The following is a 24,991-nucleotide window of genomic DNA, read 5'->3' as shown; positions in this document are numbered from 1 at the left end:
TGGGCGGGGACGCTAGGTAACGGCCGAGTGGCCCGTAAGGGTTAGGTCGTAAGTTCCGTATTGGTCGTTTAGTTCGTGACCTGTTTCACAGCTGATGCGTCAGAATTCCATCCATGTTCCGTCGGTCTGTTTCGTTTGGAGCCCTGCTGCTCGCGTTGCAGGTGGTCATCGTGCTGATGACGACCTGTGCCGCCGGGCTGTTCGCCGCCAAACTGCAGAGCGACCGGATCCGCGACTCCTACAAGGACCGGATGTTGTCCGTCGCGGAAAGCGTGGCGCGGCTACCGACGGTGATCGAGGCGTTCGAATCCGTTGACCCGTCCGCGACGATCCAGCCGCTGGCCGAGCTGATCCGCAAGGCGTCCAACGTGACGTACGTGGTGGTCACCGACCACAACGGAGTCCGCTACGCCCACCCGGACCCGAAGCGCATCGGCGAGCGCGTGTCGACCGACCCGACCAGCGCGTTGTCCGGCGAGGTCTTCGTCGGCACGGAGACGGGCACGCTCGGCACGTCGCTCCGCGCGAAGGTGCCGGTGCGGACGGAGAACGGGCGCGTCATCGGCATGGCGTCGGTCGGCATCCTGGAGAGCCAGCTCTCGGCCGACCTCGCCGAGGACCTGCCGGAGCTGATCGGCTGGCTGGCGGCGGCCGCGCTGGTCGGCGTGCTCGGTGCCGCGCTGATCACGCAGCACGTGCGGCGGCGGACGTTCCGGCTCGAACCGGCTGAGATCGCGCAGTTGCTCGAGACCAGGGACGCGATGCTGCACGGCATCCGCGAAGGCGTGGTCGCCGTGGACGACCAGGAGCGGCTGGCGCTGGTCAACGACGAGGCGCTGCGGTTGCTGGGCCTGGCGGAGAACCCGAGTGGACGCCCGGCGGCGGAGGTGCTCGACGACGGCCTGCTGGACCTCGCCCGCGGTGACGACGACGTCGCGGACCGGCTCGTCCTCGCCGGGGAACGGGTTCTGGTCGCGAACCGGATGACGGCCAAGACGAACGAACGCGCGGTCGGCGTCGTGCTGACGTTGCGCGATCGGACGGAGCTGCACGACGCGTTGCGCGAGCTCGACGGCCAGCGCACCGTCACGGAAGCGTTGCGCGCGCAGGCCCACGAGTTCTCGAACCACCTGCACGTCATCGGCGGTCTGCTGGATCTGGACCGCGGCCCGGACGCCGTCGCCTACATCGAACGGGTCGGCGGCGCCGGCTCCGTCACGGCCGACATCATCGACGGAGCGAACGCCGACCCTGCCCTGGCGGCGTTGTTGCTGGCAAAATCCTCCACCGCGCACGAACGAGGTGTGGAGCTCCGGCTCGATCCCGGCAGCTCCGTCGACATTCGTGCGGGCGACGACGCGTTGACCGTGCTGGGAAACCTGGTCGACAACGCGGTCGACGCCGTGCAGACCGGTGGAACCGTGCGGGTGCTCGTGCGCTCGTCGGTCACCGGAGTGCGGGTGGTCGTGGACGACGACGGGCCGGGAGTGGCGGAGTCGCAACGCGGCCGCATCTTCGACCTGGGCGTGAGCTCCAAGGACGCCCAGGGCGCGCACGGCAGAGGAATAGGTCTTGCATTGGTGTCGAGGGTGGTGACCCGGCGCAGCGGCCGGGTCGCGATCACCGACTCGGAACTCGGCGGCGCGTCGTTCGACGTGTGGCTGCCGGAAACGGGGAACCGATGAGCGTGCGAACGCTCGTGGTCGACGACGACTTCGCCGTGGCGGCGATCCACCGCGGGTTCCTGGAGGCGATGCCCGAGTTCGAGGTCGTCGGTGAGGCGCACCGCGGCGGTGAGGCGTTGCGGGCCGTGGAGGCGCTGCGGCCCGACCTGGTGCTGCTCGACATCCACCTGCCGGACATGTCCGGGCTGGAGGTGCTGTCGCGGCTGCGCGCTCGCGGTGGGCCGCCCGTGGACGTGATCGCGGTGACGGCGGCACGCGAACGGGAGACCGTGCGGCAGGCCATGTCCCGCGGGGTCGACAACTACCTCGTCAAGCCGTTCACGCGCACGGCGTTCCTCGACCGGATGCGGGAGTACCTCGCGCAGCGGATCGAGGTGCAGCGGCTGGGCCAGGTGCTGGACCAGGACCAGGTCGACTCGCTGATGCACCACCGGCCGCGGACCCCGGCCATGCCCAAGGGACTGTCCGCCGTGACGTTGCGGCTGGTGACCGAGGCGTTGCGGGACAGCGAGAACGACCTGTCGGCCCAGGAGGTCGGGGACCGGGCGGGCCTGTCCCGCGTGAGTGCCCGCCGCTACCTGGAGCACCTGGTGACGATCGGCAAGGCGGAGGTGCAGCCGCGGTACGGCATGGCGAACCGCCCGGCGCACGGTTACCGGCTGACCTGAGCGTCCCAGTCGATGCGGTAGTTCTGGTCGTGCCGGGTCGATGATCGTGCGGACCGTCGAACGGATTCCGTCGGCGCCCAGGAGCAGGTCTGCCGATTCGGTGCTGCCGTCCGCGGACGTCGCTCCGCTTGTGAAGGTTTCGGCGGAAGATCCACGACCCGTGGCAGTATCGAGTGCATGAGATCTGGGGGCAGAATTCTCGTCATGATCGCCGTGCTCGCCGGCTTGGTCGCGGGCACAACGGTGTCGCAGGCGGAAGAACCGTCGTGCGAGACAGGTCTGCGGTTCACCGCGAACGGCACCGGCGCGGCGATGGGCCTGCGCATGATGTCGGTCGAGGTGACGAACTGCGGCAGCGAACCGTTGGAGCTCAACGGTTATCCGCAGGTGAAGGTGCTGGACGCGCAGCACGAGCAGTTGGACGTCGCGATCCTCGAAGGTTCCGGTGGCATCGCGGCGATCGAAGGCTTCGACGACGCGCCACAGCCGATCACGGTGGCGCCGGGGGAGAGCGCGAAGAGTGCGTTCCTGTGGCGGAACACCCACGCGTCGGTGGACCCGCCGCTGGTCGGCAAGCACGTCGACATCGCGGCGGCAGCGGGTGACACGTGGCAGCCGCTGGTGCCGACGTCGCAGCAGGGTTCCATTCTGATCGACCTGGGCAGCACCGGGCGGATCGGCGTCCAGGCCTGGCACCGCGAGTGATCGAGCTCCGGCGCGCGACCCCGGACGACGCCGCCGCGGTGGCCCGGATCTGGTATCCGGGCTGGTGCGACGCGCACCTCGGCAACGTGCCGCGGCGGCTCGTCGACGCACGGCCGGAGGAGTCCTTCGAGCCACGCGCGCTGGAGCACGCCGGCGAGACCACGGTCGCTACCGTGAACGGCGAGGTCGCCGGGTTCGTGATGGTCGTCGGTGACGAGGTCGAACAGGTCTACGTCTCGGCCGACCACCGCGGATCCGGTGTCGCGCAGGCACTTCTGGCCGCCGCCGAACAGGCGGTGGCGGCGAACGGGCATGCCCGTGCATGGCTCGCGGTGGTCGCGGGGAACGCCCGTGCCCGCCGTTTCCACGAGCGGCAGGGCTGGGCCGACGAGGGCCTGTTCGACCACCGGGCGCAGCACCCGGACGGGCTGATCCCGGTCCACCGCTACACCAAGCCCGTGCGGGAAAACCTGGTCTCCTGACCGGACGCCATCGTGTCAGGTGTGTTAATTCTTGTCGTGGCGCTGTTCTTCCGTGTTCTCATGGCGTCATGTCGACCACCGCCCTCCTGAGCTTCACGTTCGTCGCGCTGCTGACCGTCATCACGCCGGGCCTCGAGACGCTGCTCGTGCTGCGCACGGCCCTGCTGGTCGGCCGCCGCACGGCCATGGGCGTCGTGGTGGGCAGCACGCTGGGCTGCCTGGTGTGGGCGGTCGCGGGCCTGGTCGGCCTGACGGCGCTGCTGCAGGCGTCCGAACTGGCCTACGACGTCGTGCGCTGGCTGGGCGCGGGGTACCTGGTCTACCTCGGCGTCAAGGCGCTGTGGCAGTCGAGGCGTCCCGTCGAGGCCGACGAACCCGCGCCCGTGCCGTCGGCGCGCGCGGCCGTGCGGGTCGGCCTGCTGACGAACCTGCTCAACCCGAAGCCGGGCGTCTTCTACATCTCGCTGCTGCCCCAGTTCCTGCCGGTCGGTCAGCCCGCGTGGGGCGCGGTGCTCGTGGCCATCCACCTCGGCATCGGGCTGGTGTGGTTCCCGATCCTGATCACGGCGGCCGGCCGCGCACGTGCTTTCCTGCTGCGGCAACGGCTTCTGCTGGACCGGTTGTCCGCTTCAGCGCTGATCGCGTTCGGCTTGAAAACGGCGGCGGACGCGCGCTGACGTGTGATGTGATGTCCGCATGTCGACCGCCGCACTCCTGAGCTTCTCGCTCGTCGCGCTGCTGACCGTCCTGACGCCCGGTCTGGACACGGTGATGGTGTTGCGCACGGCGTTGCTGAACGGCAAGCGCGCGGCGATGGGCGTGGTCGTCGGCATCACACTCGGATGTCTGGTCTGGGCGGTGGCGAGCCTCGCGGGCCTCACCGCACTGCTGCAGGCGTCCGAACTGGCCTACGACGTCGTCCGCTGGCTCGGTGCCGCCTATCTGATCTACCTGGGCGCCAAGGCACTGTGGAACTCCCGGAAGTCCGTGTCGCTCGACGACTCCCGTCCGGTGCCGGGTGCGGGGGCGTCGTTGCGCGTCGGACTGCTGACGAACCTGCTCAACCCCAAGGTCGGCGTCTTCTACCTGTCGCTGCTGCCGCAGTTCATGCCCGCCGGTGAGCCCGCGTGGGGTGCCGTCCTCGTCGCCGTCCACCTCGGACTGGGCCTGGTGTGGCTGCCGATCCTGATCGTGGTGGCCGGTCGCGCTCGTGCGTTCCTGTTGCGCCAGCAGGCTTTGCTGGACCGCCTGACGGCGTCCGTGTTCGTCGCGCTGGGACTGAAGCTGGCGTTCGAGGCGCGCTAACGCTCTCCGGTGACCGAGCGGTGCCAGGCCGCGAGCGCGACCCTGCTCGGCAGGCCGAGCTTCGCCCGGATGTTGACCACGTGCCGGTCCGCGGTGCGCGGTGAGATGAACAGCCGTGTCCCGATCTGCTTCGACGTGAACCCGTCCGCGACCAGCCCGGCGATGGTGAACTCCTGCCGGGTCAGGCCACCCGGCAGCAGCGGCTTCGCCCGCCGGCGTTCGGAGTCCGGCACCGGTTCGAGCGCGAAGGCCATCGCCTGCTCCGGTCGCAGGTCGGCACCGAGCGTCGAGATCACCTGGTAGTCGTCGCCCAGCGAGCGGCGGACGGTCCGGTCGGCGCGGTCCAGCAGCCGGTGGAACGGGCTCATGCCACCGAACGAGATCCGCGAGACCCGTTCCTGCGACCGCAGTGCGCCGAGCAACCGTGCCGCGCGGTCGAAGGCCCCGAGTTCGGCGCACGTGCAGGCGAGCAGCCACAGACTGAACGGCGCACCCCACGTGTCGCCGAGCGTCAGCTGGATCCGCAACGCCTCGATCACCAGCGGATGCACCTGCGCCGGGTCGCCGTGCAGCAGTTCGTAGAGGCCGCGATGCCACAGGCCCCAGGCGTGCGACCAGTTCACGCCGTTGCTCTCGGCCTGCCTGGCTAGCGCTGTCGTGGCCTTGTCCGCGGCTTCGGCGTCCAGCAGGAAGCACACCGCCATCGCGTGCATCAGCTCGGTGACGTAGATGTCGCCCGGCGACGCGTACTGACGGCACAGTTCGACGACGTGCGCGTACAACGGCACGCAGTCCGGTGAACCCTCCACGAAGAAGAGATGCGTGGCCTCAGCGAGAACCAGATGCACGTCGGTGACCGGCTGCCGCGGCAACGCACGTGCCTCGGTCATCAACGGGAACGCCACCGCCGAATCGCCGCGCACCTGCGCCATGTACGCGCTGTGCGCCAGCAACGACGTCCGCAGCGGTGCCTCGGTGATCACCTCGCGGGCGGCCGCGAGCATGTCCCACGCCTGCCCGAGGATCCCCGCGAACGACGTGAAGCGCATCCGCTGCACGTTCATCGCCACAACCGCGCCGGCCGAGGCCAGGCCGGGTGTCCGGAGCGCGTGTCCGACGGCCGCGCGGATGTTCGGCCACTCCTCCCACATCCGGCCCGTCCACAACGCTTCGCCGGGCGAGAACCACGAGCGGGCGGCCTCGTCCACGAACTCGCTGTAGTGCAACGCATGGCGGCGCAACGGCCCGTCCGCATCCGTCAGCAGACGGGCACCGAACTGCGACACGGTGTTCGGTAATCGATAGCGGGTCTCACCGGTGACGGGGCTCGTCGTCGTCGCCACGACCGACCGGCGAACCAACGCGGACAACGGTTTCAGCACGTCCGCGCCCGCCACCGCCTCGGCGGCGGCGAGGTCGAAGTCCGCGGGGAACACCGACAACTGCGCCCACAACAGCCGTTCCTCGTCCGTGCACTGCCGCGCCACCCACTCGAGCACCCGCTCCAGAGTGGCAGGCTGGTGGGAGAGCACCGCTTCGGCCGGTGACGCGGCCAGGAGTTCGATCGCGAGCGGCAACCCTTCGACCGCCTGGCACAGCGTCGCGACGTCAGCTGAGCCGGGCGGCACCTCCGCCCGGTTCAGGTACAGCTCCACCGCGTCGTCCAGGCCCAGCGGCGGAACCCGCAGCAGCTGCTCGCCGTAGACGCCGAGCGGCTCCCGCGAGGTCGCGAGGACCGTCACCCCTTCGCAGTCGCGCAACAGGTGGTGCGCCAGGTGCCGGACCGCCTCCAGCAGGTGCTCGCAGCCGTCCAGGACCAACAACAAGTGCTTGTCGTACAGCGCCTCCACGAGCCTGCCGAGCCCGGCCTCCGGTGAGTTGTCGACGATCCGGAGCTCGGCCGCGACAGCGCGGGACAGCACCGCCGGGTCGTGGACGTCGGCGAGCCGCACCCGCCACACCCCGTGCTGGAACGCCCCCGCCCGAGCCAGCGCACGTCCCGTCTCCACGGCGATCCGGGTCTTGCCCGCACCACCCGCACCTGCCAGCGTGACCAGCCGGGACCGGCGCAGGAGTGCCTCGGTTTCGGCGAGCACCGCCCGGCGGCCGATGAACGTCGTCGTCTGGGGAGGGAGATCGCCCCGCACGGTCATCGGCGCATCTTCGCCTAGTGGCGCGCGAGTGTGATGACGAGCATCACCTCTCCACCCTTTTGGACTAGCGAGTTCGACCGGGCGTGGTCACGCGCTCCCGCGTACGAATGATCATCTTGGTCGCGAGCCGAAGTCCCTGCCGCGCGTTGAGGTGCGGGAGGTACGCCCGGCTCACGGCGTTCGCGATGCGCGGCAGTGCCGCCGAGTCCGGGTACGCCATGAACATCGGCTGGTAGGTCGGCTGGAACTTCGCCTTGAACGCGAACAGCGAGCGGAACCCGTACACCGGCTCCAGCACCTGCCCGGTGAAGTCCAGGACGCGCTGCAACGCCCGCGGCCGCTCACCGCGGTCCAGCCGCGCGAGCGGTGCCCCGGACAGGCTCAGGAACCGCGCTCCCTCGGCCTGGAGTTGTTGTGCCGCCGAGGCGATCAGGAACTCCATCGAGCCGCGGAAGCCGTGCGAGCGGCGGCGCATGAAGTCGAGCGTCCACCCGACGACCTCGCCGTCGGAGTACACCGGCAACCAGCTCGTGATGCCGTGCACCGTCCGGTCGCCGTCCACCGCCAGCAGGCAGCGGACCCCGTCACCGGCCAGCTCCTCCAGGCCTCCCAGCGTGAAGCCCATCTCCGGCAGGCCCTTGTCCGCCACCCACTCCGCCGAGATGGAGCGGATCTGGTCCGTGATCGCGTACGGCGCCTCGGCGTACGTGCACCACTCGGCGGTGATGCCCGCCTTGGCGGCCTTGTTCAGCGCCGTGCGCACGTCCTGCCACTTCTTGCCGGTGAAGCTCAGCTCGTCGAGCTCGATCATCGTGTCCTCGGCGACCTGCACCGTCGACCAGCCGAGCTCCTCCACCGCGGCCCGCGTCTCCGCGCCCACGCTGTAGAGGCACGGCGTCCAGCCGTTGCGCGCGCAGAACTCCGCGAACCCGCGCACGGCGTCCAACCGCGCCGGCCCGATCGGATCACCGACCGTCAGCGCGATGGTCGCCACCACGCGGTACGCGATGGCCGTCTCCCCATCGGGCGTGAACCAGTACTGGTTGCCGCGCCACGTCGTCATGTACGACAACGACGAGCCGCCGTGGCGCCGCATCAGCTGACGGGCGTGCGCCGCCGATTTCTCGCACGACGACGGCCACGTCCGCCACGACGCCATCAGCAGACCGGCCAGCACGATCAGCCAGAACACCACGCCGGTGTACTCGAACAGCAGCGTGCCGACGAACCCCTCGGCGGAGAACTGCAGCGGCACCAGGTCGAGGTAGCCGGGCGGCAGGAACCGCGTCGGCAGGTCCGCGAGCAGCGCACCGAACCCGGGCTCCGGCGTGAACTGGTCGCGGACCAGGTACCCGCCGAAGACGTACATCGCCGACAGCAACGCGACGCTGATCGCCGTGAACCGCCAGAACCGCACGACGGCATGCCGAGGAAGACGCACGTCGAAATGCCTGCGCGTCAACAACAACACCACGGTGATCGCGAGCGGTGCCAGCATCGGCACACCGAACGAGACCGCCAGCTCCAGCACGCTCGCGTCCGGGAACTGCGCGACGTGCACGACGTACGAACCGATGAACGCCGCGAACGCCACGTTGAACACGAGCGCCGTCCGCCATGCGAACCGCCGTCCGCGTCGCAGCCCTTCCGCCAGCACGAGCAGCAGCAACGCCGGCAGCAACGACATCACGAGCGCGGGGAACCGCCCGTACGACAGCTGGACCACCATCGTCCGGCACAGCTCGACCGCGTCCGAGGAGCACATCGCGTCGACGTCGTCCTGCGACGGCTGCGCGACCGCGACGACGTCCGCGAACCACCACAGCGGTCCGTTCGGGTACGGCGACATCATCGACACCACCGGCCCGAGCGCCGACGCCGCGAGCAGCAACGCCACCAGCACCCGTGTCTCCTGCAGCGAGCGCGCCTTGTGCACCGGCCCGCTCTTCAGGAACAACGCCCCGACCAGCAGCCCGGCCACGCCACCGGACAGTCGGAGCAGATCCTCGAGCCAACCTGAGTACAGCGTAAGGACCAGCACCGACAAGATCATCATTAGTCGGACGCGACGCCTCCACAGCGGTGGCAGCCGGAACGTCAGCGCGAGCGCGAGCCCGACCCCGCCGATCGACGGCCCCGCCGCCGACTCGCCCACGAGCGACTCGAGCCAGCCCCAGTGCAGGTCGCCGCCGACCAGCACCAGCCAGAGCCCCAGGAACGAGCCGAGCACGTGCGTGGCCAGGAAGATCGCCGCGGTCCGCAGCGCACCGAACTCGCGCTCCGCCAGCGGTCCGGTGACGGCCAGCAGCACGGTGGTCGCGACGTAGCCCAGCAGGTCCATCGACCACAGCGCCGAGGTGAGCACCGTCCACCACGGGCTCCCGGTGCCGAACCCGGTCCGCGTGAGCAGCTCTTCACTCGCGCCGCCGATCGCCCCGGTCAACGCCCCGACCGTCCAGAAGACGATGAGGAACGCGCACGTCAGGGGTGCGGTGCGGAACAGCCGGGCGATCATCTGACCAGCCCTGTCCGCTGCGCGAGCCACGGCAGTGACCCGAAGAGGCCCTCGCGGGCCATGTTCCAGTCGTGGTTGTTCGGCAGTTCTTTCCACTGCACGTCCATTCCGGCCTTCCGGCACGCCTCGAAGACCTCGGCGTCCGCCTTGCGGTACGTGACGTCGTCGCGTCCGGCGACGACCATGCCCGCGGTCTGCGGGAATCGCTGGCGCGCGAGGACGTCCATCGGGTTGACCCGGACGAACGCGGCCTCGTCGCCGCCGAACGCCGCCTTGACCGTCTCCTGCCGCGTGCCCAGGGAGGGCTCGGGCTGGGGAGCAAGGGCGACGAAGTTGCCGTACACGTCCGGCGCGCGCACGGCCAGCTGCACCGAACACGTCGCGCCTTGGGAGAAGCCCGCGACGGTCCACGACTCACGGCGCTCGTCGACCGTCAGCCGTTGCTTGATCCACGCGGGCACGTCACGCGCCAGGTACGTCTCCGACTGGCCCAGCTTGGAGTCCAGGCACAGCGGGTTCGCGGTCGACGTGCCGAGCTGGTCGACCACCACGACGATCGGCGCGAGCCCGTCGTGCTGACGCGCGTACGCGTCGAGGTTGTCGAGGATCCGGCCGCCGTCGAACCAGTCGCGGGGACTGCCCGGCTGGCCCGCCATCAGGACGATGACGGGCAGCCGCGGGCGCGGGGTCGTGTTGTAGGCGGGAGGCAGGTAGATCCACGCCGGCCGCGCCTTGAACGCGCCGGGGATCTCCGCCTCGGTGACGACGCCCTTGCCCGGCAGGTTCGCCGGCCGCTTCCAGACGTCGGCGAGCTTCTGGCCCGCGGGCACCTCGACGACACCCGTGGGCGGGGGAGCGGCGTCGTCCAGGTCGACCGTGTCGTTCCTGAAGACGTCCAGCACCGCGCGCGTGGTGGGGTACTGCCCGAAATGGGCGTTCGTCGCGACCACCGCGCTCGCCGTCACGCCCAGCGCCAGGAGGACGCCGAAGACCCGCCCGTACCATCGGCCGGAGCGCAGCCGCACCACTGCCAGCGTCAACGCGACGAGTGCCGCGCCCAGCCACACCGCCAGAACGGTCGGGAGCGGCTCCGGCCACGGTTTCCACACGTGGTCGACGACGAGGACCAGCCCGGTCACCACGAGTGCGCACGTCAGCACGACGATCGGCAGCACTCGGGCCCACCACGTCCGGTTCCTCCGGATCGCCAGGTACGTGAGGGCGAGCACGGCGGCGGCCGTGGCGAGCTTGGGGATCGGTCCGTTTATCAGAGACAGATCCAACGGGCTGAGCATGCCTTCGATGCTTCAGGAAGTCTTCAGGAAGCACATCGGGTATTGGTCTCGGTTCAGAGCTGTGAACATCAGCCTGAAGAATGACAACCGCTCAGCCCTTCGACGCGTCGCGCCAGGCGTTCGTCAGCACCCGCAGGGCGTCCGGATGCTCGGCGATCTCCGCGGCACGGGACAAATCGGACTCCGGCATTCCCAACTCCCGCAACGAGGTAGCGGCACCGAACCGCGTGGCCGTGTCGTGGACACGGGTGGCCAGATCGGACGGTGCCGTGTGGGGGAGCAGTGCCGTGTGGGTGGCGGCGTGCGGCAATCCGAACGTACCGCCCAGAACGTGCGCGAGCTTGTGGTGCAGTCCCATGGGGACGGACGCGAGGCACGTGCCCGCGAGCCACGCCGAGGACAGCAGCTCCGTCCGCGCATCCACAGTGGACGGATTTCCGCTCAAAGCGTGCAAAACGCCCTCGATCGCCCTGGTCGCGATGGCTTCGATCAGCGGGTTCTCGTTGCCTCGGGCGGCGACGGCGTGCGCGAGCGCGTTGAGCGCGCTCGTCACCGTGACGTCGAGCGGCAGATCCAGCGTGAGGTCGACGTCGTAGATCACCGTGCCCGGCTGGATCGCCGGATCGCGCCGTGTCTTCTTCAGCCCCGACGCCGTCTCGCCGAGCACTTGTGTGACCTCGGAGCCCGCGTAGGTCGTCGGGATGATGATCTGCGGTACGCCCGCACGCACCGAGAGCGCCTTCGACAGCCCGGTGCTCGACCCGCCGCCGACCGACACGACGCAGTCCGCGCGGTGTTCGCGCAACGACGCGAGCGCGCGCTCCGTGACCTCGACCGGCGTGTGCATGGCCGCACCGGTGAACCGGGTGACCAGCAGCGGGCCGAGTTCGGCGGCCACCTTGTCGCCACCGTGCCGGGCGATCAGCAGCACCCGCTGCGCGCCTAAGCGCTCGGCCTCGGCGCGCACGGAGGACACGGTGCCGCGGCCGAAGACGACGCGGGTGCGGCCGGGTTCGAAGGTGAAGCTCACGAGTGACGAATATTCGTGAGCGGAGTTCCCGGCGCAACAGCACAGGGTCAAGCCTTTCGGCTCTGACGAGGTGACTTCGTCACTCCTTAGCGTGAATCTTCATGAAGCGTGTTCGTGTTGTAGTGGCGTTAGCAGGGGCCATGGCCCTGACGCCAATCCCTGCCACAGCGGCGACACCAGCGTTCAGCCTGTCCGGAGGCGTGACCGCGCCGATCCACTCGATGGCCGACGCGGTCCGCGAGACGGTCTACGTCGACTCCGGGCTCGACCTCGACGGCAACGGCACCCGCGACCGGGTGGCGGCCGACATCATCAGGCCGTCCACGACCGGGCGCGTGCCCGTGATCATGGACGCCAGCCCCTACTACCAGAGCGCCGGGCGCGGCAACGAGAGCGAGGTCAAGACCTACGACTCCGCCGGGGTGCCGGTCAAGTTCCCGCTCTTCTACGACAACTACTTCGTGCCGCGCGGCTACGCCGTCGTGCTGGTCGACTTCCTCGGCACGAACCGGTCGCGCGGCTGCGTCGACGTCGGCGGTCAGTCGGAGATCGCCTCCGGCACGGCCGTCATCGACTGGCTGAACGGCCGGCGCACCGGCTACTCGTCCCTGACCGGCGCCACCACGAAGACCGCGTCCTGGTCGACCGGTGCCGTCGGCATGATCGGCAAGTCGTGGGACGGCTCGATCGCGAACGGCGTCGCGGCGACCGGCATCGACGGGCTGAAGACCATCGTGCCGATCGCGGCCATCAGCTCCTGGTACGACTGGTTCCGCTCGGACGGCGTCGCGTACCCCGGCTACAGCTCGCCGACCGGACTGGGCTCGCAGTTCGAGAACACCAACGCACGCTCACGGTGTGGTGCGGTGCGCACGCAGATGACGAACGGTTCCCCCGCCAACGGCGACTACACGGCGATGTGGCAGACGCGTGACTTCGTGCGCAAGGCGTCGAACGTGAAGGCGTCGATCTTCGCGATCCACGGGCTGAACGACCTCAACGTGAAGACGTTGCAGTACGGCCAGTTCTGGGACGCGGTGCCCGCCTCGGTGCCGAAGAAGCTGTGGTTCTCGCAGACGGCGCACGTCGACCCGTTCGACTTCCGGCGCAGCGAGTGGGTCCCGACGCTGCACCGGTGGTTCGACCGCTGGCTGCTGAACGTGCAGAACGGCATCGAGAACGAACCGCAGGTGTCGGCAGAACGTGCGCCCAACCAGTGGGCGGACGACCAGACGTGGCCTCCTGCGGGCACCGTCAGCACCGTGTTGCGTCCTTCTTCTTCGGGACTCGGCACGACGCCCGGCACGGGCACGTCGGCGTTCACCGACAACGGCAGCGGTACGCCGGCGAACTGGCTTTCCGGCTCGAACACCGGGAGGGCGATCTACTCGACGGCGCCGCTGACCTCTGACCTGCGCATCGCGGGCACCTCCTCGATCACGGTGGGGGTGTCGTCCTCGACACCGACCGCGCACCTCACGGCGTACCTCGTCGACTACGGGCCGGCGACGGTGCGGACCGGCGAGGGCATCCGGACCCTGACCACGGAGTCGTGCTGGGGAGAGAGCCGCACGGGCGATGACGCCTGTTATCGCGACACGGAGGCGACGACGGGCAACGTCGACGCGCAGATCATCGCGCGTGGCTGGGCGGACCTCGCGAACTACCAGTCTCTCTCGACTCCGAGCACGATCACGCCGGGAACCAAGTACCGCATGACGTTCCGACTGTCCACAACGGACCACCTGATCAAGGCGGGACACCGTCTGGGCCTGGTCGTCGGCGGTACCGACTCGACCGCGATCGTGCGGCCGAGCCAGCTGCCGAGGCTGACCGTCGACCTGGCGGACACGTCGGTGCGGATCCCGCTGAAGGGCTCGGTGCCGGCCGCCTCGTCCGCTCCGCTGGTCGCCGGCAGCGTTTCCGCTGGTACGAAGGGCGCATTGGGCTAGCGAATCGGACTGTCGGTGCTGCTCGCTAGCATCGGCGGCATGGTGTCAACCGACGGTGTCGTTCTCGGAGACGCGCTGCAGGTCCTGCAGCGCGTCTTCGGGTACCCCGAGTTCCGCGGCGACCAGGCCGCCATCGTCGAGCACGTGATCGCGGGTGGCGACGCGCTCGTGCTCATGCCGACCGGCGGCGGCAAGTCCCTGTGCTATCAGGTGCCCTCGCTGGTGCGGCCCGGCACGGGGGTGGTGATCTCGCCGCTCATCGCTCTGATGCAGGACCAGGTGGACGCGCTGCGTGCCCTCGGCGTGCGCGCGGGCTTCCTGAACTCGTCGCTGTCCTGGGACGAACGCCGGATGGTCGAGGCCGAGTTCGTCAAGGGCGAGCTCGACCTGCTCTACCTGGCGCCGGAGCGGCTGACGTCCGAGGCGACGCTGCGCCTGCTGGAGCAGGGTGAGATCGCGCTGTTCGCGATCGACGAGGCGCACTGCGTCTCCCAGTGGGGCCACGACTTCCGGCCCGACTACCTCTCGCTCACGCACCTGCACGAGCGCTGGCCGAAGGTGCCGCGGATCGCGCTCACCGCCACGGCCACGGAGGCGACGCGCAAGGAGATCCTCACGCGCCTGGAGCTGAACGAGGGGCGGCAGTTCGTCTCCAGCTTCGACCGGCCGAACATCCAGTACCGCATCGTCCCCAAGAAGGAGCCGAAGAAGCAGCTGCTGGACCTGCTGCGCGGCGAGCACCCAGGCGACGCGGGCATCGTCTACTGCCTGTCCCGCGCGTCGGTGGAGAAGACGGCGGAGTTCCTGGTGGCCAACGGGATTCCCGCACTGCCCTACCACGCGGGGCTCGACTCGTCGGTCCGCCAGCGCAACCAGGCCCGCTTCCTGCGGGAGGACGGCCTGGTCATGGTCGCCACCATCGCGTTCGGCATGGGCATCGACAAGCCGGACGTCCGCTTCGTCGCCCACCTCGACCTGCCGAAGTCGGTCGAGGGCTACTACCAGGAGACGGGCCGCGCCGGTCGCGACGGTCTCCCGTCCACCGCGTGGCTCGCCTACGGCCTGCAGGACGTGGTGCAGCAGCGCAAGATGATCGAGTCGTCGGAAGGCGATCTGGCGTTCCGCCGCCGCTCGCAGGCGCACCTCGACGCGATGCTCGCCCTCTGCGAGACGGTCACGTGCCGCCGCACCAGGCTCCTGGAGTACTTCAACGAGTCCGGTGTCCCGTGCGGCAACTGCGACACCTGCCTGATCCCGCCGGAGGCGTGGGACGGCACGGTCGCCGCGCAGAAGGTCCTGTCCACGGTCTACCGGCTGCGCAAGGAGCGCAACCAGAAGTTCGGCGCCGGTCAGGCCATCGACATCCTGCTGGGCCGCAAGACCGCCAAGGTCATCCAGTTCGACCACGACCAGCTCAGCACCTTCGGCATCGGCGAGGACCTGAGCGAGGGCGAGTGGCGCGGCGTGGTCCGCCAGCTCCTCGCGCAGGGGCTGCTGGCCGTCGAGGGCGAGTACTCGACGCTCGTCCTCACGGAGGGGAGCTCCGAGGTTCTCAGCCGCAAGCGCGAAGTCAAGATGCGCAAGGACCCGACGCCCACTCGCTCGACGACGCGCACGGCGTCCTCCTCGTCCGGCGCGGCCAAGGTGAAGATCGACCTCCCGGCCGACGCGGGCCCGCTCTTCGAGGCACTGCGCGAGTGGCGGGCCGGCCAGGCCCGCGAACAGGGCGTCCCGGCGTACGTGATCTTCCACGACGCCACGCTGAAGTCCATCGCGGCGTCGCGCCCCGGCTCCCTCACCGCCCTGGGCGCGGTGAGCGGCGTCGGCCAGGCGAAGCTCACGAAGTACGGCGAGCAGATCCTGGAGGTGGTGGCGGCCGGCGGTGCCGCACCGGAAGCCGCCGCACCTGCCGCGGTCCAAGCCCCCAAGTCCAAGCCGAAGACCACGAGCCCCGGCGGTGCAGCGTGGGGCTCGGGCGACGCCGTCGACGAGTGGCCGGAGCCGGAGGAGCCGGACGAGCCGATGGACTGGTGACCGGGTCAGGTCACCTTCTCGATCTGAACCCGCTTGATCACGCTCTTCCCCGACTCACCGACGAGGTCGAAGGCAGCGCTGTTCAGCACGACGCAGGCCGACCCGACGCCGATGACGCGGACGGTCGTCTGCTTTCCGTTGTCGAGATTGGTGACCCGCACCGAGGTTCCGACCGGAAGCTGAGCCGAGAACGCGCCAGGCGCCCCGCCGACGGCCGACAACCCGACGGTCGCGCCGTCGCAGACGACCGGCCCGACTGTTCCTGAAGCCCGCACCCGCGAGACGGGGGTGCGGGTGGTGGGGACCGGCGCCGGCGCGTTTCCGACGATCTCCACTCGAATGCGCCGGAGAACGCTTTCCCTTTCGCCGGTCTCGGCGGACGAGAGCGAATCGAATGCCGCTGTGTTCAACACAGCGCAGCCGGTCGACGGCCCGGTGACCGAGACGGTGATCACCCGCCCGTTGGCGGGATTCGTGACTCGCAACAAAGTGCCGACGGGGAACTTGTCCGACAGCACGGTCGCCGGCCCTTTGGCGCTCGTCGTCCTCACCGTCTGCCCGCCGCAGACCTCTTTGCCCGCCACGCCCGGCTGCGACGAGGAGGCACCGGATCCGGCGAGAGCGAAGGCCGTACCCCCGATGGCCGCGACGACCGAGAAGACCCCGGCTCCCACGATCCAGCCCTTCGACCAGTGCATGCACAACACCCGACCTTTCTTTCAGGCCGTACGGCCCGCAGATCGGGAAGGTTCAACGGCGCGTGGCTCGAACCAGCGCCGTCGGGTCGCACGACGCCAGGTGGTCGCGCAGGGCCACGTGCACGAAGCGGTACTCGCCATCGACGCGGGTGAGCAGTAGCCGGTCCTGTGCGAGGTGGAGCAAAGCCTTGCGGCGGAACGACAACTCGCCCAGCGACAGCGGTCGTGTGATGCCCTCGGCGGCGACTTCGGCGAGCGCGTCGAACGGCCAGACGTAGTCGCGGGCGGCGGTCGGGGTGACCAGCAACCCGAGTGCTACTCCCAGTGCGGTTCCCCAGGACCCCAGCGCGCCGATCCCGCCCAGCAGACCGACCGTGCCGAGCACTGGCACAGCCGGCTGAACCCACCACGGCCGCCCTTGCCGCATGCGTTGTTGTTGCACCGGGCGCACCGTGCGCCACACACGCCCCACGGCGGCAGCAAAAATCCCGCCCGCCACGCCTGCGGAGAAGCCGACCCCCATGCCCGCCAGCACCGCGTAGGGACCGGTCCAGAACATCGAGACACCCGGTGCGGCGGCGATCAGCAATGCCCACGGCACAGGTGCGTCACCCGGGATGAAACCCAACGCCAAGAAGAATGACGCCACCACCACGAACACGTACGCCACGAAGTAGGGCCACGGCGTTCCGACTGCCCCCAGCCAGAAACCGGCCAGGCCGACCAGCAATCCCCCGATCACACCGGCGAGAAATCCCAGCGCGGCAGTCACAATGCCGTGCGCGCGTCCGGGTGGGTGGAAGACGCGCGGCACTTTGTTCACGAGTACGAGCAACGAAGAAGCGGCGACAACGAAAACCAAGGCGGGCCACAATCCGAGGCGCAGCGCCGTCATGAACGACACGGCACACACACCACCGGCATAGACCGCAGGCACAGCGCGCACGAACAGCAACCACAACGGACGAGTGGGCAGCAGCGGAAGCCACGCACGGCGGTGAGGCATGTGCACCGGTGCGCCGAGGTCGGGCCGACCCAACCGCGCGAGGAACTTCAACGCCCGAATGGTGGGTCCCGCGCCCCGTTGGCCGGAAAGCCTTTCCACGACGAAGGACCCCACGAAGTCGTTGCCGATCGTGTCGACCTGCTTGTCCAGGTGCGTCAGCGCCAGCAGGTTCAACGCCAGTGGCGAGTCCAGCCGCTCCCAGATCTCCGGCGTCAGGGCCGACTCCAGGCTGTCGAGCCGGGGACTCACCGAAGCGATGTACTCGAGCACCTGACCGCGGGTCAACGGCTCGACGAACACCGAAGGCAGGTTGTCGATCGGACTCGTCGAGCTCACGACGGAGGCGAACGGAGCGAGTTCGGACTCGCAGAGCGCGCGGTCGACGCGCGGCACCTCGTCCAGTCCGTCGATGAGCACGGCGACCCGCTCGCGGCGCAGCCAGATCGTGCCGGCCGAGCGGCTGATGCCGTAACGGCGGTTCATCTCGCGCAACAGCCATGCGGTGAACTCGGTCGGCTTGCGCGCGCCGTACGCCCGCCACGTCGCCAGGTCCACGACGACCGGAATCGGCGCTTGTGGGTCGTTGCGCGCTCGTTCGACCAGAGTCAGGCACAGTTCACGCAGCAACGTCGACCGGCCGCTGCCCACCGGGCCGACCAGGACCATGGTGTGGCCGAGGCGGTCGTAAACGGCCTCCAGGTCTCGTGAGGAGACCTCTTCGCCGTCGACCCGCACGGAGATCGCGGGCTGCTTCAGGACACCGAGCTTGATCTGCGTCTGGGCGGCCAGCGAGGCGGCGAGCAGCGCTTTCACCCGTGACTCGACCCGTGCGAGGGCGGCGGTGCGGTTGCTGGTCTCGTGGCCGCGGCCGCGTTCCCAGAGAGCGAGGCCGACGGAGACGAGGATCATCACGCCGACCGCGGGCCACAACCACCGGCCGAACTCGCCGATGAACCCCGGGACGGCCCCACCGGTGCTCACGCTGATGGCCGCCGGTAACAGCAAAACGACGGTGACCAGGCACAATGCGGCCAACGCCGTCAGTCGTGCAGCTCTCGTCACCCCGCTTGGATCCACCTTCACCTCCGCGATCCCGGCGAACGACGGTAACCGGGCCGCCGGGATCGCGGAAGTGAATCCGATCAGGCTTAACTCACACGCGAACCAATCGCCTGCGCCGCCTCAGGGACCCACTCTGAGTGGGTCCCTTCACTGCTGTTGCTGGCCGCCGAAGTTCCGAAGGCCTTCCTTGAGCTTGTCCTCGCCCTTGTCGATGTGCTCGCTGTGCTTGCCGCCGGTCTTGTCGTCGGCGAACTGGCCCGCGCGCTCGACACCGTCGTCGACCTTGTCACCGTGCTGGCCGATGAGGTCCTTGGCCTTGTTCTTCAACTCGTCGAATCCCATGACTGCATTACCTCCCTATGCAGTTCGGGTACCCCGTCTCGGATCCGGCACACGTCACTGGATCGAGTGAAGCGCCGCAACCGGGCTCACCCGCGCGGCCCGGCGGGCAGGCAGCAGCCCCGCGCCCGCGGTGAGTGCGGCCAGGGCGAGCACCACCACGCCGACGGGCACGACGGGCACCTGCAAGGGCCACTCGATGCCGAGCGAGATGATCGCGAGCCACGCGTAGGGGATGCCGACGGCGAGTCCGATCACCGCACCGACGACCCCGTACAGGCAGGCCTCGGTCGTGACCATGCGGCCGAGTTCCCCGCGGGTCAGGCCGATCGCCCGCAGCAGACCGGATTCACGGGTCCGTTCGAGCACCGACAGCGCCGTGGTCGAACCCACTCCCACGACCGCGATCAGCACCGTGAGGAACAGCAGTCCGACCGCGATCGCCACCAACGAGGTGAACCAGTCCTCCTGGGCCAGCCGATGGTCGGCGAGCGACTCGACCTCCAGCCCCGCTGGCACCCGTTCCTCGGCGCCGTTGGCGAGGACGCCGACCGGCTCACCCTCCACATCGGACGAGTGCAGCAACGCGCTGCCGAGCGGGACTCCACCGAACAACGTCGCAGCCACGGTCATCTGCACGCCGTTCACCTCGGCGCGTGATCCCGCGGTCAAGCCGAGCCGGCTCGCGGTGGAGGTCGACAGGATGATCTTGCGCGGACCCATGTCCCCGAGAGCACCGGAGTCGACGCGGAAGTCCGCGAGATCGCGGAGCTTGGTCATGTCGAGGTCGGTGGCACGCATCGTGAGCGTGCCGTTGATGGTGATCTCGGTGCGGCGGTAGGGGAGCACGTCCGTGAGCCCGGCGGCTCTCAACGCCCCGGCGTCGACCGGACCGACGATCTCCAGGTCGGCCGGACAGGCACTCGCCATCTCCGCCTTCCCCAGACCCTGCAACGTGTTTGCACCAGTCAGCGTCGCGATGACGAGACTGACCCCCAGCGCCACCACCGCCGTGACCGAGGCGGCCCTCCGGGGCGCGCCACCGACACCGCTCACCGCGAGCGACGCGACGGTGCTGCGCCGCAACGGAAGCCCGATCAGCCTCAGCACCGGTGAGATCAACACGGGCCCGAGCGTGATCAACGCGCCGAACGCCAGCCCACCGCTGATGGTGGTGCGCAGCAGCAGGTCCTCGGTCATCCCGCTCAGCCGTTGTTCGGTGGCAAGGCCGTCGATCGCGACGTTGACCAACAGTGCGACCGCGCCTGCGGCCATCAGGAGTCCGAGCACCCAGCGCGGCCGGCCGATCCGGCTCTTCGCGTCCTGCACGGCCGAGGTGCGCAGTGCCTCCAGCGGTGAAACCTTGGCCGCGGACCACGCGGGGGCCAGCACGGCGAGCGTCGTCAGCACGAACGACCCGAACACCACGACCAACGCGGGTGTGAGCGGGAAGCCCGGCGCCACCAGGCCTGCCAGCGGCACGAGCTGCCCGGCGCCCGCCGCCAGCGCGACACCGGTGACCGAGGCGAGCAACCCGGTCAGCGCCCCTTCGGTGATCAGGCCACGAGCCAGCCGTGCGCGCGAAGCGCCGACCGCCCGCAAGAGCGCGAGCTCCCGCATCCGGTGCGCGAACACGATCCGGAACGTCGACGTGGAGACCAGGGCGGCCACGATCATGGCGACCGTGACGAACGCGCCGAGCAGCGCGAACACCTCGACCAGGCGGGCCGCCCTGACCGTCAGGGAACGTTCGGTGATGTCCTTGGCGAGCGCGGTCGAGTAGGCGAAGAACGCCGCGATCGTGATCGACAGGACGGGCAGGAACCTCCTCATGCGGCGACCGCCTGAACGACCCGTCCGTCGGCCATGTGCACCACCGCGTCGGCGTAAGAGGCGGCCCTGTCGTCGTGCGTGACGATCACGATCGTCTGACCGAACTCGCGCACGGCCTGACGGAGCAGGTTCAGCACGTCCGCGGACGACTGCGAGTCGAGGTTGCCGGTCGGTTCATCAGCGAAGACGACCTCGGGCCGGGTGACCAGCGCCCGAGCCAGCGCCACGCGCTGCTGCTGGCCGCCGGACATCTCCGAGGGCCGGTGCGACAGCCGTGACGACAGCCCGAGGGCCTCCACGAGCTGCGCGAACCAGGCCTTGTCGGCCTGCCGCCCGGCCAGGCTCAACGGCAGCAGGACGTTCTGCCGGGCGGTGAGCGTGGGCAGCAGGTTGAACGCCTGGAACACGAACCCGACGCGATCCCGGCGCACCTTGGTCAGCGCGTTGTCCGACAGCCGGGTCAGGTCCTTGCCGCCGAGCAGGGCCGCGCCGGACGTGGCCGTGTCGAGGCCCGCCAGGCAGTGCATGAGCGTCGACTTGCCGGAGCCGGACGGCCCCATGATCGCGCTGAAGGCAGCGGGCCGGAACCCGACGGTCACCCCGTCGAGTGCTCGAACCGCGGTGTCACCGGAGCCGTACACCTTCACGAGGTCGACCGCGGCGGAAGCGAAGTTGTTCACATGGTCAGCAAAGTCCGGAGTGGAGGCGAAGACCTCGGTCCCGAGCAGGGTTCGCCTCTGTCTTTCGGCCGATCTGCGGACAGGGCACAAGTGCATAAGGTCATGGCCATGCTCTGGAGGTTCGGCGCGATCGCCGTGCTGCTCGCCGCGGCGTTCGTGGACTTCTACTACGGCCTGTTCAGGTCGCCGGGCCTCTACCCGTGGACAGGCTGGGCCGCGCTCGGCTGCATCGTGCTGGCCGTGTCGGCCTGGCTGCGCCCCCATCGAGCCCTGGCCGCCGTCGCCGCCACCGCGAGCATCGCGTTCACCCTGGTCAACCCGCTCGACAAGGAGTTCGGCCTGGCCGAGACGCTGGCGCTGACCGGTGTCCTGGCCGTCACCGCCCATCGGGCCAGGTCGCGCCGGGACGCGCCGCTGATCGGCTGGATCGTGATCGCGCTGGTCACCCAGCCGCTGCGGTTCCCGCTCGGCCCCACCGAGCTGACCCTGGCGATGGCCCTGGTGGTCGTCGCCACGGGCGTGGTCGCGTGCGTCGGCTACCTGCGGCTGCTGGCCAATGCCAGGGAGAAGCAGGTGGCGGCCGTCAAAGCCGAGCAGAAGGCCGAGTTCGCACGCGACCTGCACGACTTCGTGGGTCACCACATCACCGGCATGGTCGTGCTCGCGCAGGGCGCCGGCCGGATCGTCGAACGCGACCCGGCGCAGGCCAGGCAGGCCCTCGACCGCATCGAGGAGGCCGGCGGTGAGGCCATGGCCGCCCTGCGCCGCATGATCGGCATGCTCCGCGACGACGCCCCCGTGGCACCGGTCGCGGGCATCGCCGACATCGAGCCGCTGGTCGCGGCCGAACCGCGGGCCACCCTCGAAATCCACGGCGACACCGCGGCGCTGCCGCTCGAAGTGGCCAGCTCGGTCCACCGCGTCGTCATGGAGTCGTTGACCAACATCAGGAAACACGCGCAGGAGGCGACCACAGTGGACGTCCAGATCCAGACCACACCGGACTGGGTGATGGTCAAGGTCTCCAACAACGGCAAGCCCGCGAGGCAGGGCAACGGTTTCGGGCTCGTCGGACTCACCGAACGCGTTCAGGCGCTCGGTGGCAGGATCAAGGCGGGGCCGGGCATCGACGGCGGATGGGTCGTCGACGCCGCGCTCCCGACAGGAAGGGCGACCGCGTGATCAGGGTTCTCGTCGCGGACGACCAGGCGATGGTGCGCACGGGGTTCGGCATGATTCTGGGGGCCGAGTCCGACATCGAGGTCGTGGCCGAAGCGCGGGACGGTGTGGAGGCCGTCGCCGAGGCACGGCGCACCAAGCCGGACGTCGCGTTGATGGACATCCGGATGCCGCGAATGGACGGACTCGAAGCGCTCAAACAGATCGCGAACGACGTCCACGTGGTGGTGTGCACGACGTTCGACCACGACGAGTACGTACACACAGCGCTGAAGAACGGTGCGTGCGGGTTCCTGCTGAAGGACGCCGGTCCGAACCTGTTGATCGAGGCGGTGCGTGCGGCCGTCACGGGCGATGCGCTCATCAGCCCGTCGATCACGGTCAGGCTGTTGCAGCACATGAACTCGCCGCCACAACAACAACCTCACACTCTCTCCGCGCGCGAGCTGGACGTGGTGAAGCTCGCCGCGATCGGCCGCACGAACGCCGAGATCGCGCAGGAGCTGTTCATCTCGATCGGCACGGTCAAGACGCACCTGGCGAGCGTTCAGACCAAACTGGACGCTCGCAACCGCGTCGAGATCGCCGCCTGGGCCTGGGAATCCCGGCTGGTCGGCCAGAAGTAGGACCCACAACCGGTCTGCGGACAGAAGCCGCGTGCCGCGTCCATCACCAGAATTCGAGTCATGAAGAAACTCCTCCTGCTGATTCCCGTGCTGGCGCTCACCGCGTGCGGCCCGAAGAGCTACACCTACGAGGCGTTCTACGACGTCGAGGGCACCGGCAAGGCGGAGCTGACGCTCACCGTCCCCGGTGGCGCGTCCCAGTCCGAGACCGTGGATCTGCCGGTGAAGAACCGCGCCGTGCTCGCCAACGCGCTCGGCAGGGTCACGCTGACGGTCAAGCCGCAGACCGGCCAGGCGACGTGCAAACTCCGCGTGGAGAAGGAGAAGGAGATCACGAACGCCGGCGCGGAAGCGAAGTGCGAGTATGAGATCACCGAGTCCACGGACAACTGAGTGATCCGTTAAACCTTGCCCGTTCACTCCGGCTCCACTAGGAAACGCGCATGAGGCGAATCGCAGCTGGACTGGCAGTGGCGGCGCTGGCCGTGGGTTTCATCACGACCGGCACCGCGTCCGCCGAGGTCCAGACGGCCCGGCCCGACTGCGGCTACACCGCGACCCCGGAGGAACCGGCCGCGCGTCCGGTGTCGATCCCGCACGACCCGTGGTTCACCAAGGGCAAGGTCCTGGTCAAGGTGAAGACGAACCAGGGCGACATCCCGTTGGTGCTCGACCGCTCCAAGGCCCCGTGCACCACGCACAGCTTCATTCACCTGGCGCACCGCGGGTTCTACAACCAGACCGAGTGCCACCGGCTCACCGCGTACCCGACGCTGAAGGTGCTGCAGTGCGGCGACCCGTCCAACACGGGTGAGGGTGGCCCGGGCTACAAGTACAAGGACGAGCTGCCGACCGACCTGCAGCCCGCGCCGAACGACCCGACCGGTCAGCGCCGCATCTACCCGCGCGGCACGCTCGCCATGGCGAACGCCGGCCCGGACACGAACGGCTCGCAGTTCTTCCTCGTGCAGTCGGACTCGATCCTGCGTCCCAACTACACCGTGTTCGGTCAGATCCTGCCCGAGGGCCTGAAGACCCTGGACAAGATCGCGGCCGGCGGCATCGCCGGGGAGAACCCGCTCGACGGCCGCCCGAACGTCAAGTCCGAGCTGAAGTGGGTGCTCCCGCTCGGCATCTAGTGCCCGGGAGCTAGTGCGAAGCCCAGCCCTTCAACGCGCCGTAGAACGCGTCCGAGAGCCGCCGGACCACCTGTTCGTCAGGTAGTCCGGCGGTTTTCGTCAGGTCGAGGATCTCCCGCGGGTCGAACAACGCGTGGTGCAGGAACCGCGCCACGTTCAGCATTCCGTCCGGCAGTGCCAGGTCGATCAGGACGCCGCGCAACGCCGGGTCCCACGCGCTGCACGTCAACGCCGCCACCTCCTCGGCGTTGTGCATCCGCTCCAGAATCCCGCGCTGCGACGAGAACCGCACTATCACCGGGCCGTGCAGGTTCTGCAGCTTCACCCACCGCGTTGCTTGGTGCTCGAACAGTTCTTTGCCTGTCTTGCGAGACCGTTCGCCGTGTTCGACCAACGACGCTATGACGTCTTCGTGATAGGCCACCACGAGCGCTTCCACGGACGGAAAGTGCCGATACGCCGTCGCTTGCGAAAGCGCGGCCTTGCGCGCGATCGACTGCATCGTCGCCGTTGCTGGTTCAGCCCGCAGGACGTGCGTCGCGGCGTCCAGCAATCGCTTGCGGTTGCGACGCGCGTCACTGCGGCTGTTTGTCTCCTCCGGCAGA

General features: G+C 69.3%; 22 protein-coding genes and 1 pseudogene. 12 read left to right on the top strand and 11 right to left on the bottom strand.

What is annotated here, in order from left to right; genetic code table 11:
- Window positions 1–113 precede the first annotated feature (113 nt).
- The 6 genes from SK571_RS01055 to SK571_RS01030 all read left to right on the top strand — a co-directional run bounded on the left by SK571_RS01055 (window position 114) and on the right by SK571_RS01030 (window position 4,845).
- A complete protein-coding gene (locus SK571_RS01055; protein ID WP_319982128.1) occupies window positions 114–1,685 on the top strand; it encodes a sensor histidine kinase in 1,572 nt (523 codons plus the stop codon).
- Window positions 1,682–2,353 (top strand): response regulator, encoded by a 672-nt coding sequence (locus tag SK571_RS01050; protein ID WP_319982127.1) that lies wholly within the window; start codon window positions 1,682–1,684, stop codon window positions 2,351–2,353. Before SK571_RS01055 ends, SK571_RS01050 begins: the two co-directional genes overlap by 4 nt.
- A 204-nt stretch (window positions 2,354–2,557) precedes the next feature.
- A complete protein-coding gene (locus tag SK571_RS01045; RefSeq protein ID WP_319982126.1) occupies window positions 2,558–3,058 on the top strand; it encodes a DUF4232 domain-containing protein in 501 nt (166 codons plus the stop codon).
- A complete protein-coding gene (locus SK571_RS01040) occupies window positions 3,055–3,540 on the top strand; it encodes a GNAT family N-acetyltransferase (protein ID WP_319982125.1) in 486 nt (161 codons plus the stop codon). Before SK571_RS01045 ends, SK571_RS01040 begins: the two co-directional genes overlap by 4 nt.
- 68 nt (window positions 3,541–3,608) lie before the next feature.
- Window positions 3,609–4,217, top strand: coding sequence for a LysE family translocator (locus SK571_RS01035; RefSeq protein ID WP_319982124.1), 609 nt, complete (start codon window positions 3,609–3,611; stop codon window positions 4,215–4,217).
- A 19-nt stretch (window positions 4,218–4,236) separates the two neighbouring features.
- Window positions 4,237–4,845 (top strand): LysE family translocator, encoded by a 609-nt coding sequence (locus SK571_RS01030; protein ID WP_319982123.1) that lies wholly within the window; start codon window positions 4,237–4,239, stop codon window positions 4,843–4,845.
- Here SK571_RS01030 and SK571_RS01025 read toward each other — a convergent pair.
- From SK571_RS01025 to SK571_RS01010, 4 genes are all read right to left on the bottom strand, one after another.
- Complete coding sequence (locus SK571_RS01025; protein WP_319982122.1) at window positions 4,842–6,998, bottom strand: ATP-binding protein; 2,157 nt, start codon at window positions 6,996–6,998, stop codon at window positions 4,842–4,844. The two genes, SK571_RS01030 and SK571_RS01025, sit on opposite strands and share 4 nt — an antisense overlap.
- Window positions 6,999–7,062: 64 nt before the next feature.
- Window positions 7,063–9,543 (bottom strand): DUF2156 domain-containing protein, encoded by a 2,481-nt coding sequence (locus SK571_RS01020; protein WP_319982121.1) that lies wholly within the window; start codon window positions 9,541–9,543, stop codon window positions 7,063–7,065.
- Window positions 9,510–10,808 (bottom strand): alpha/beta hydrolase, encoded by a 1,299-nt coding sequence (locus SK571_RS01015; RefSeq protein ID WP_319982120.1) that lies wholly within the window; start codon window positions 10,806–10,808, stop codon window positions 9,510–9,512. Before SK571_RS01015 ends, SK571_RS01020 begins: the two co-directional genes overlap by 34 nt.
- Window positions 10,809–10,899: 91 nt before the next feature.
- Complete coding sequence (locus SK571_RS01010) at window positions 10,900–11,838, bottom strand: maleylacetate reductase (protein WP_319982119.1); 939 nt, start codon at window positions 11,836–11,838, stop codon at window positions 10,900–10,902.
- Window positions 11,839–11,939: 101 nt separating this feature from the next.
- On the opposite strand from SK571_RS01010, the gene SK571_RS01005 reads away from it, so the two are divergent.
- Window positions 11,940–13,790, top strand: coding sequence for a Xaa-Pro dipeptidyl-peptidase (locus SK571_RS01005; RefSeq protein WP_319982118.1), 1,851 nt, complete (start codon window positions 11,940–11,942; stop codon window positions 13,788–13,790).
- A gap of 39 nt (window positions 13,791–13,829) precedes the next feature.
- On the top strand, window positions 13,830–15,824 hold the full coding sequence (gene recQ / locus SK571_RS01000; protein WP_319982117.1) for a DNA helicase RecQ: 1,995 nt from the start codon (window positions 13,830–13,832) through the stop codon (window positions 15,822–15,824).
- Between the two features lie 5 nt (window positions 15,825–15,829).
- Here the strand turns inward: recQ and SK571_RS00995 are convergent, their stop codons facing one another.
- From SK571_RS00995 to SK571_RS00975, 5 genes are all read right to left on the bottom strand, one after another.
- Window positions 15,830–16,522: a hypothetical protein gene (locus SK571_RS00995; RefSeq protein ID WP_319982116.1), complete on the bottom strand. Its 693-nt coding sequence runs from the start codon at window positions 16,520–16,522 to the stop codon at window positions 15,830–15,832.
- Between the two features lie 52 nt (window positions 16,523–16,574).
- Entirely contained in the window at window positions 16,575–18,590 is a 2,016-nt protein-coding gene (locus tag SK571_RS00990) for an NACHT domain-containing protein (RefSeq protein WP_319982115.1), read from the bottom strand.
- 147 nt (window positions 18,591–18,737) lie between these two features.
- A complete protein-coding gene (locus SK571_RS00985) occupies window positions 18,738–18,932 on the bottom strand; it encodes an antitoxin (RefSeq protein ID WP_191302704.1) in 195 nt (64 codons plus the stop codon).
- Window positions 18,933–18,986: 54 nt separating this feature from the next.
- Window positions 18,987–20,762 carry an FtsX-like permease family protein gene (locus SK571_RS00980; protein WP_319982114.1) on the bottom strand — a complete coding sequence of 592 codons (1,776 nt, stop codon included), beginning with the start codon at window positions 20,760–20,762 and terminating at the stop codon, window positions 18,987–18,989.
- Entirely contained in the window at window positions 20,759–21,442 is a 684-nt protein-coding gene (locus tag SK571_RS00975; protein WP_319982113.1) for an ABC transporter ATP-binding protein, read from the bottom strand. Before SK571_RS00975 ends, SK571_RS00980 begins: the two co-directional genes overlap by 4 nt.
- 108 nt (window positions 21,443–21,550) lie before the next feature.
- Here SK571_RS00975 and SK571_RS00970 point away from each other — a divergent pair, with 108 nt between their 5' ends.
- The 4 genes from SK571_RS00970 to SK571_RS00955 are packed head-to-tail and all read left to right on the top strand — an operon-like array spanning window position 21,551 to window position 24,386.
- Entirely contained in the window at window positions 21,551–22,624 is a 1,074-nt protein-coding gene (locus SK571_RS00970; RefSeq protein WP_319982112.1) for a sensor histidine kinase, read from the top strand.
- The gene (locus SK571_RS00965; protein ID WP_319982111.1) at window positions 22,621–23,247 is read left to right on the top strand and encodes a response regulator transcription factor; all 627 of its coding nucleotides are present in this window, start codon (window positions 22,621–22,623) and stop codon (window positions 23,245–23,247) included. Before SK571_RS00970 ends, SK571_RS00965 begins: the two co-directional genes overlap by 4 nt.
- 60 nt (window positions 23,248–23,307) lie before the next feature.
- The gene (locus tag SK571_RS00960) at window positions 23,308–23,640 is read left to right on the top strand and encodes a hypothetical protein (RefSeq protein ID WP_319982110.1); all 333 of its coding nucleotides are present in this window, start codon (window positions 23,308–23,310) and stop codon (window positions 23,638–23,640) included.
- A 50-nt stretch (window positions 23,641–23,690) separates the two neighbouring features.
- Window positions 23,691–24,386 (top strand): peptidylprolyl isomerase, encoded by a 696-nt coding sequence (locus tag SK571_RS00955; RefSeq protein WP_319982109.1) that lies wholly within the window; start codon window positions 23,691–23,693, stop codon window positions 24,384–24,386.
- A gap of 10 nt (window positions 24,387–24,396) precedes the next feature.
- Here the strand turns inward: SK571_RS00955 and SK571_RS00950 are convergent, their stop codons facing one another.
- Window positions 24,397–24,711 (bottom strand): hypothetical protein, encoded by a 315-nt coding sequence (locus SK571_RS00950; protein WP_319982108.1) that lies wholly within the window; start codon window positions 24,709–24,711, stop codon window positions 24,397–24,399.
- 105 nt (window positions 24,712–24,816) lie between these two features.
- Window positions 24,817–24,939 (bottom strand): annotated as a pseudogene (locus SK571_RS46295) (TetR family transcriptional regulator); the annotation flags it as partial.
- Window positions 24,940–24,991: the final 52 nt, after the last annotated feature.

This window comes from Lentzea kristufekii (assembly GCF_033949925.1).
Classification (GTDB): domain Bacteria; phylum Actinomycetota; class Actinomycetes; order Mycobacteriales; family Pseudonocardiaceae; genus Lentzea; species Lentzea kristufekii.
The sequence above is the reverse complement of the archived record's forward strand: the minus strand, read 5'-3'. Positions and strand labels throughout refer to the sequence as shown.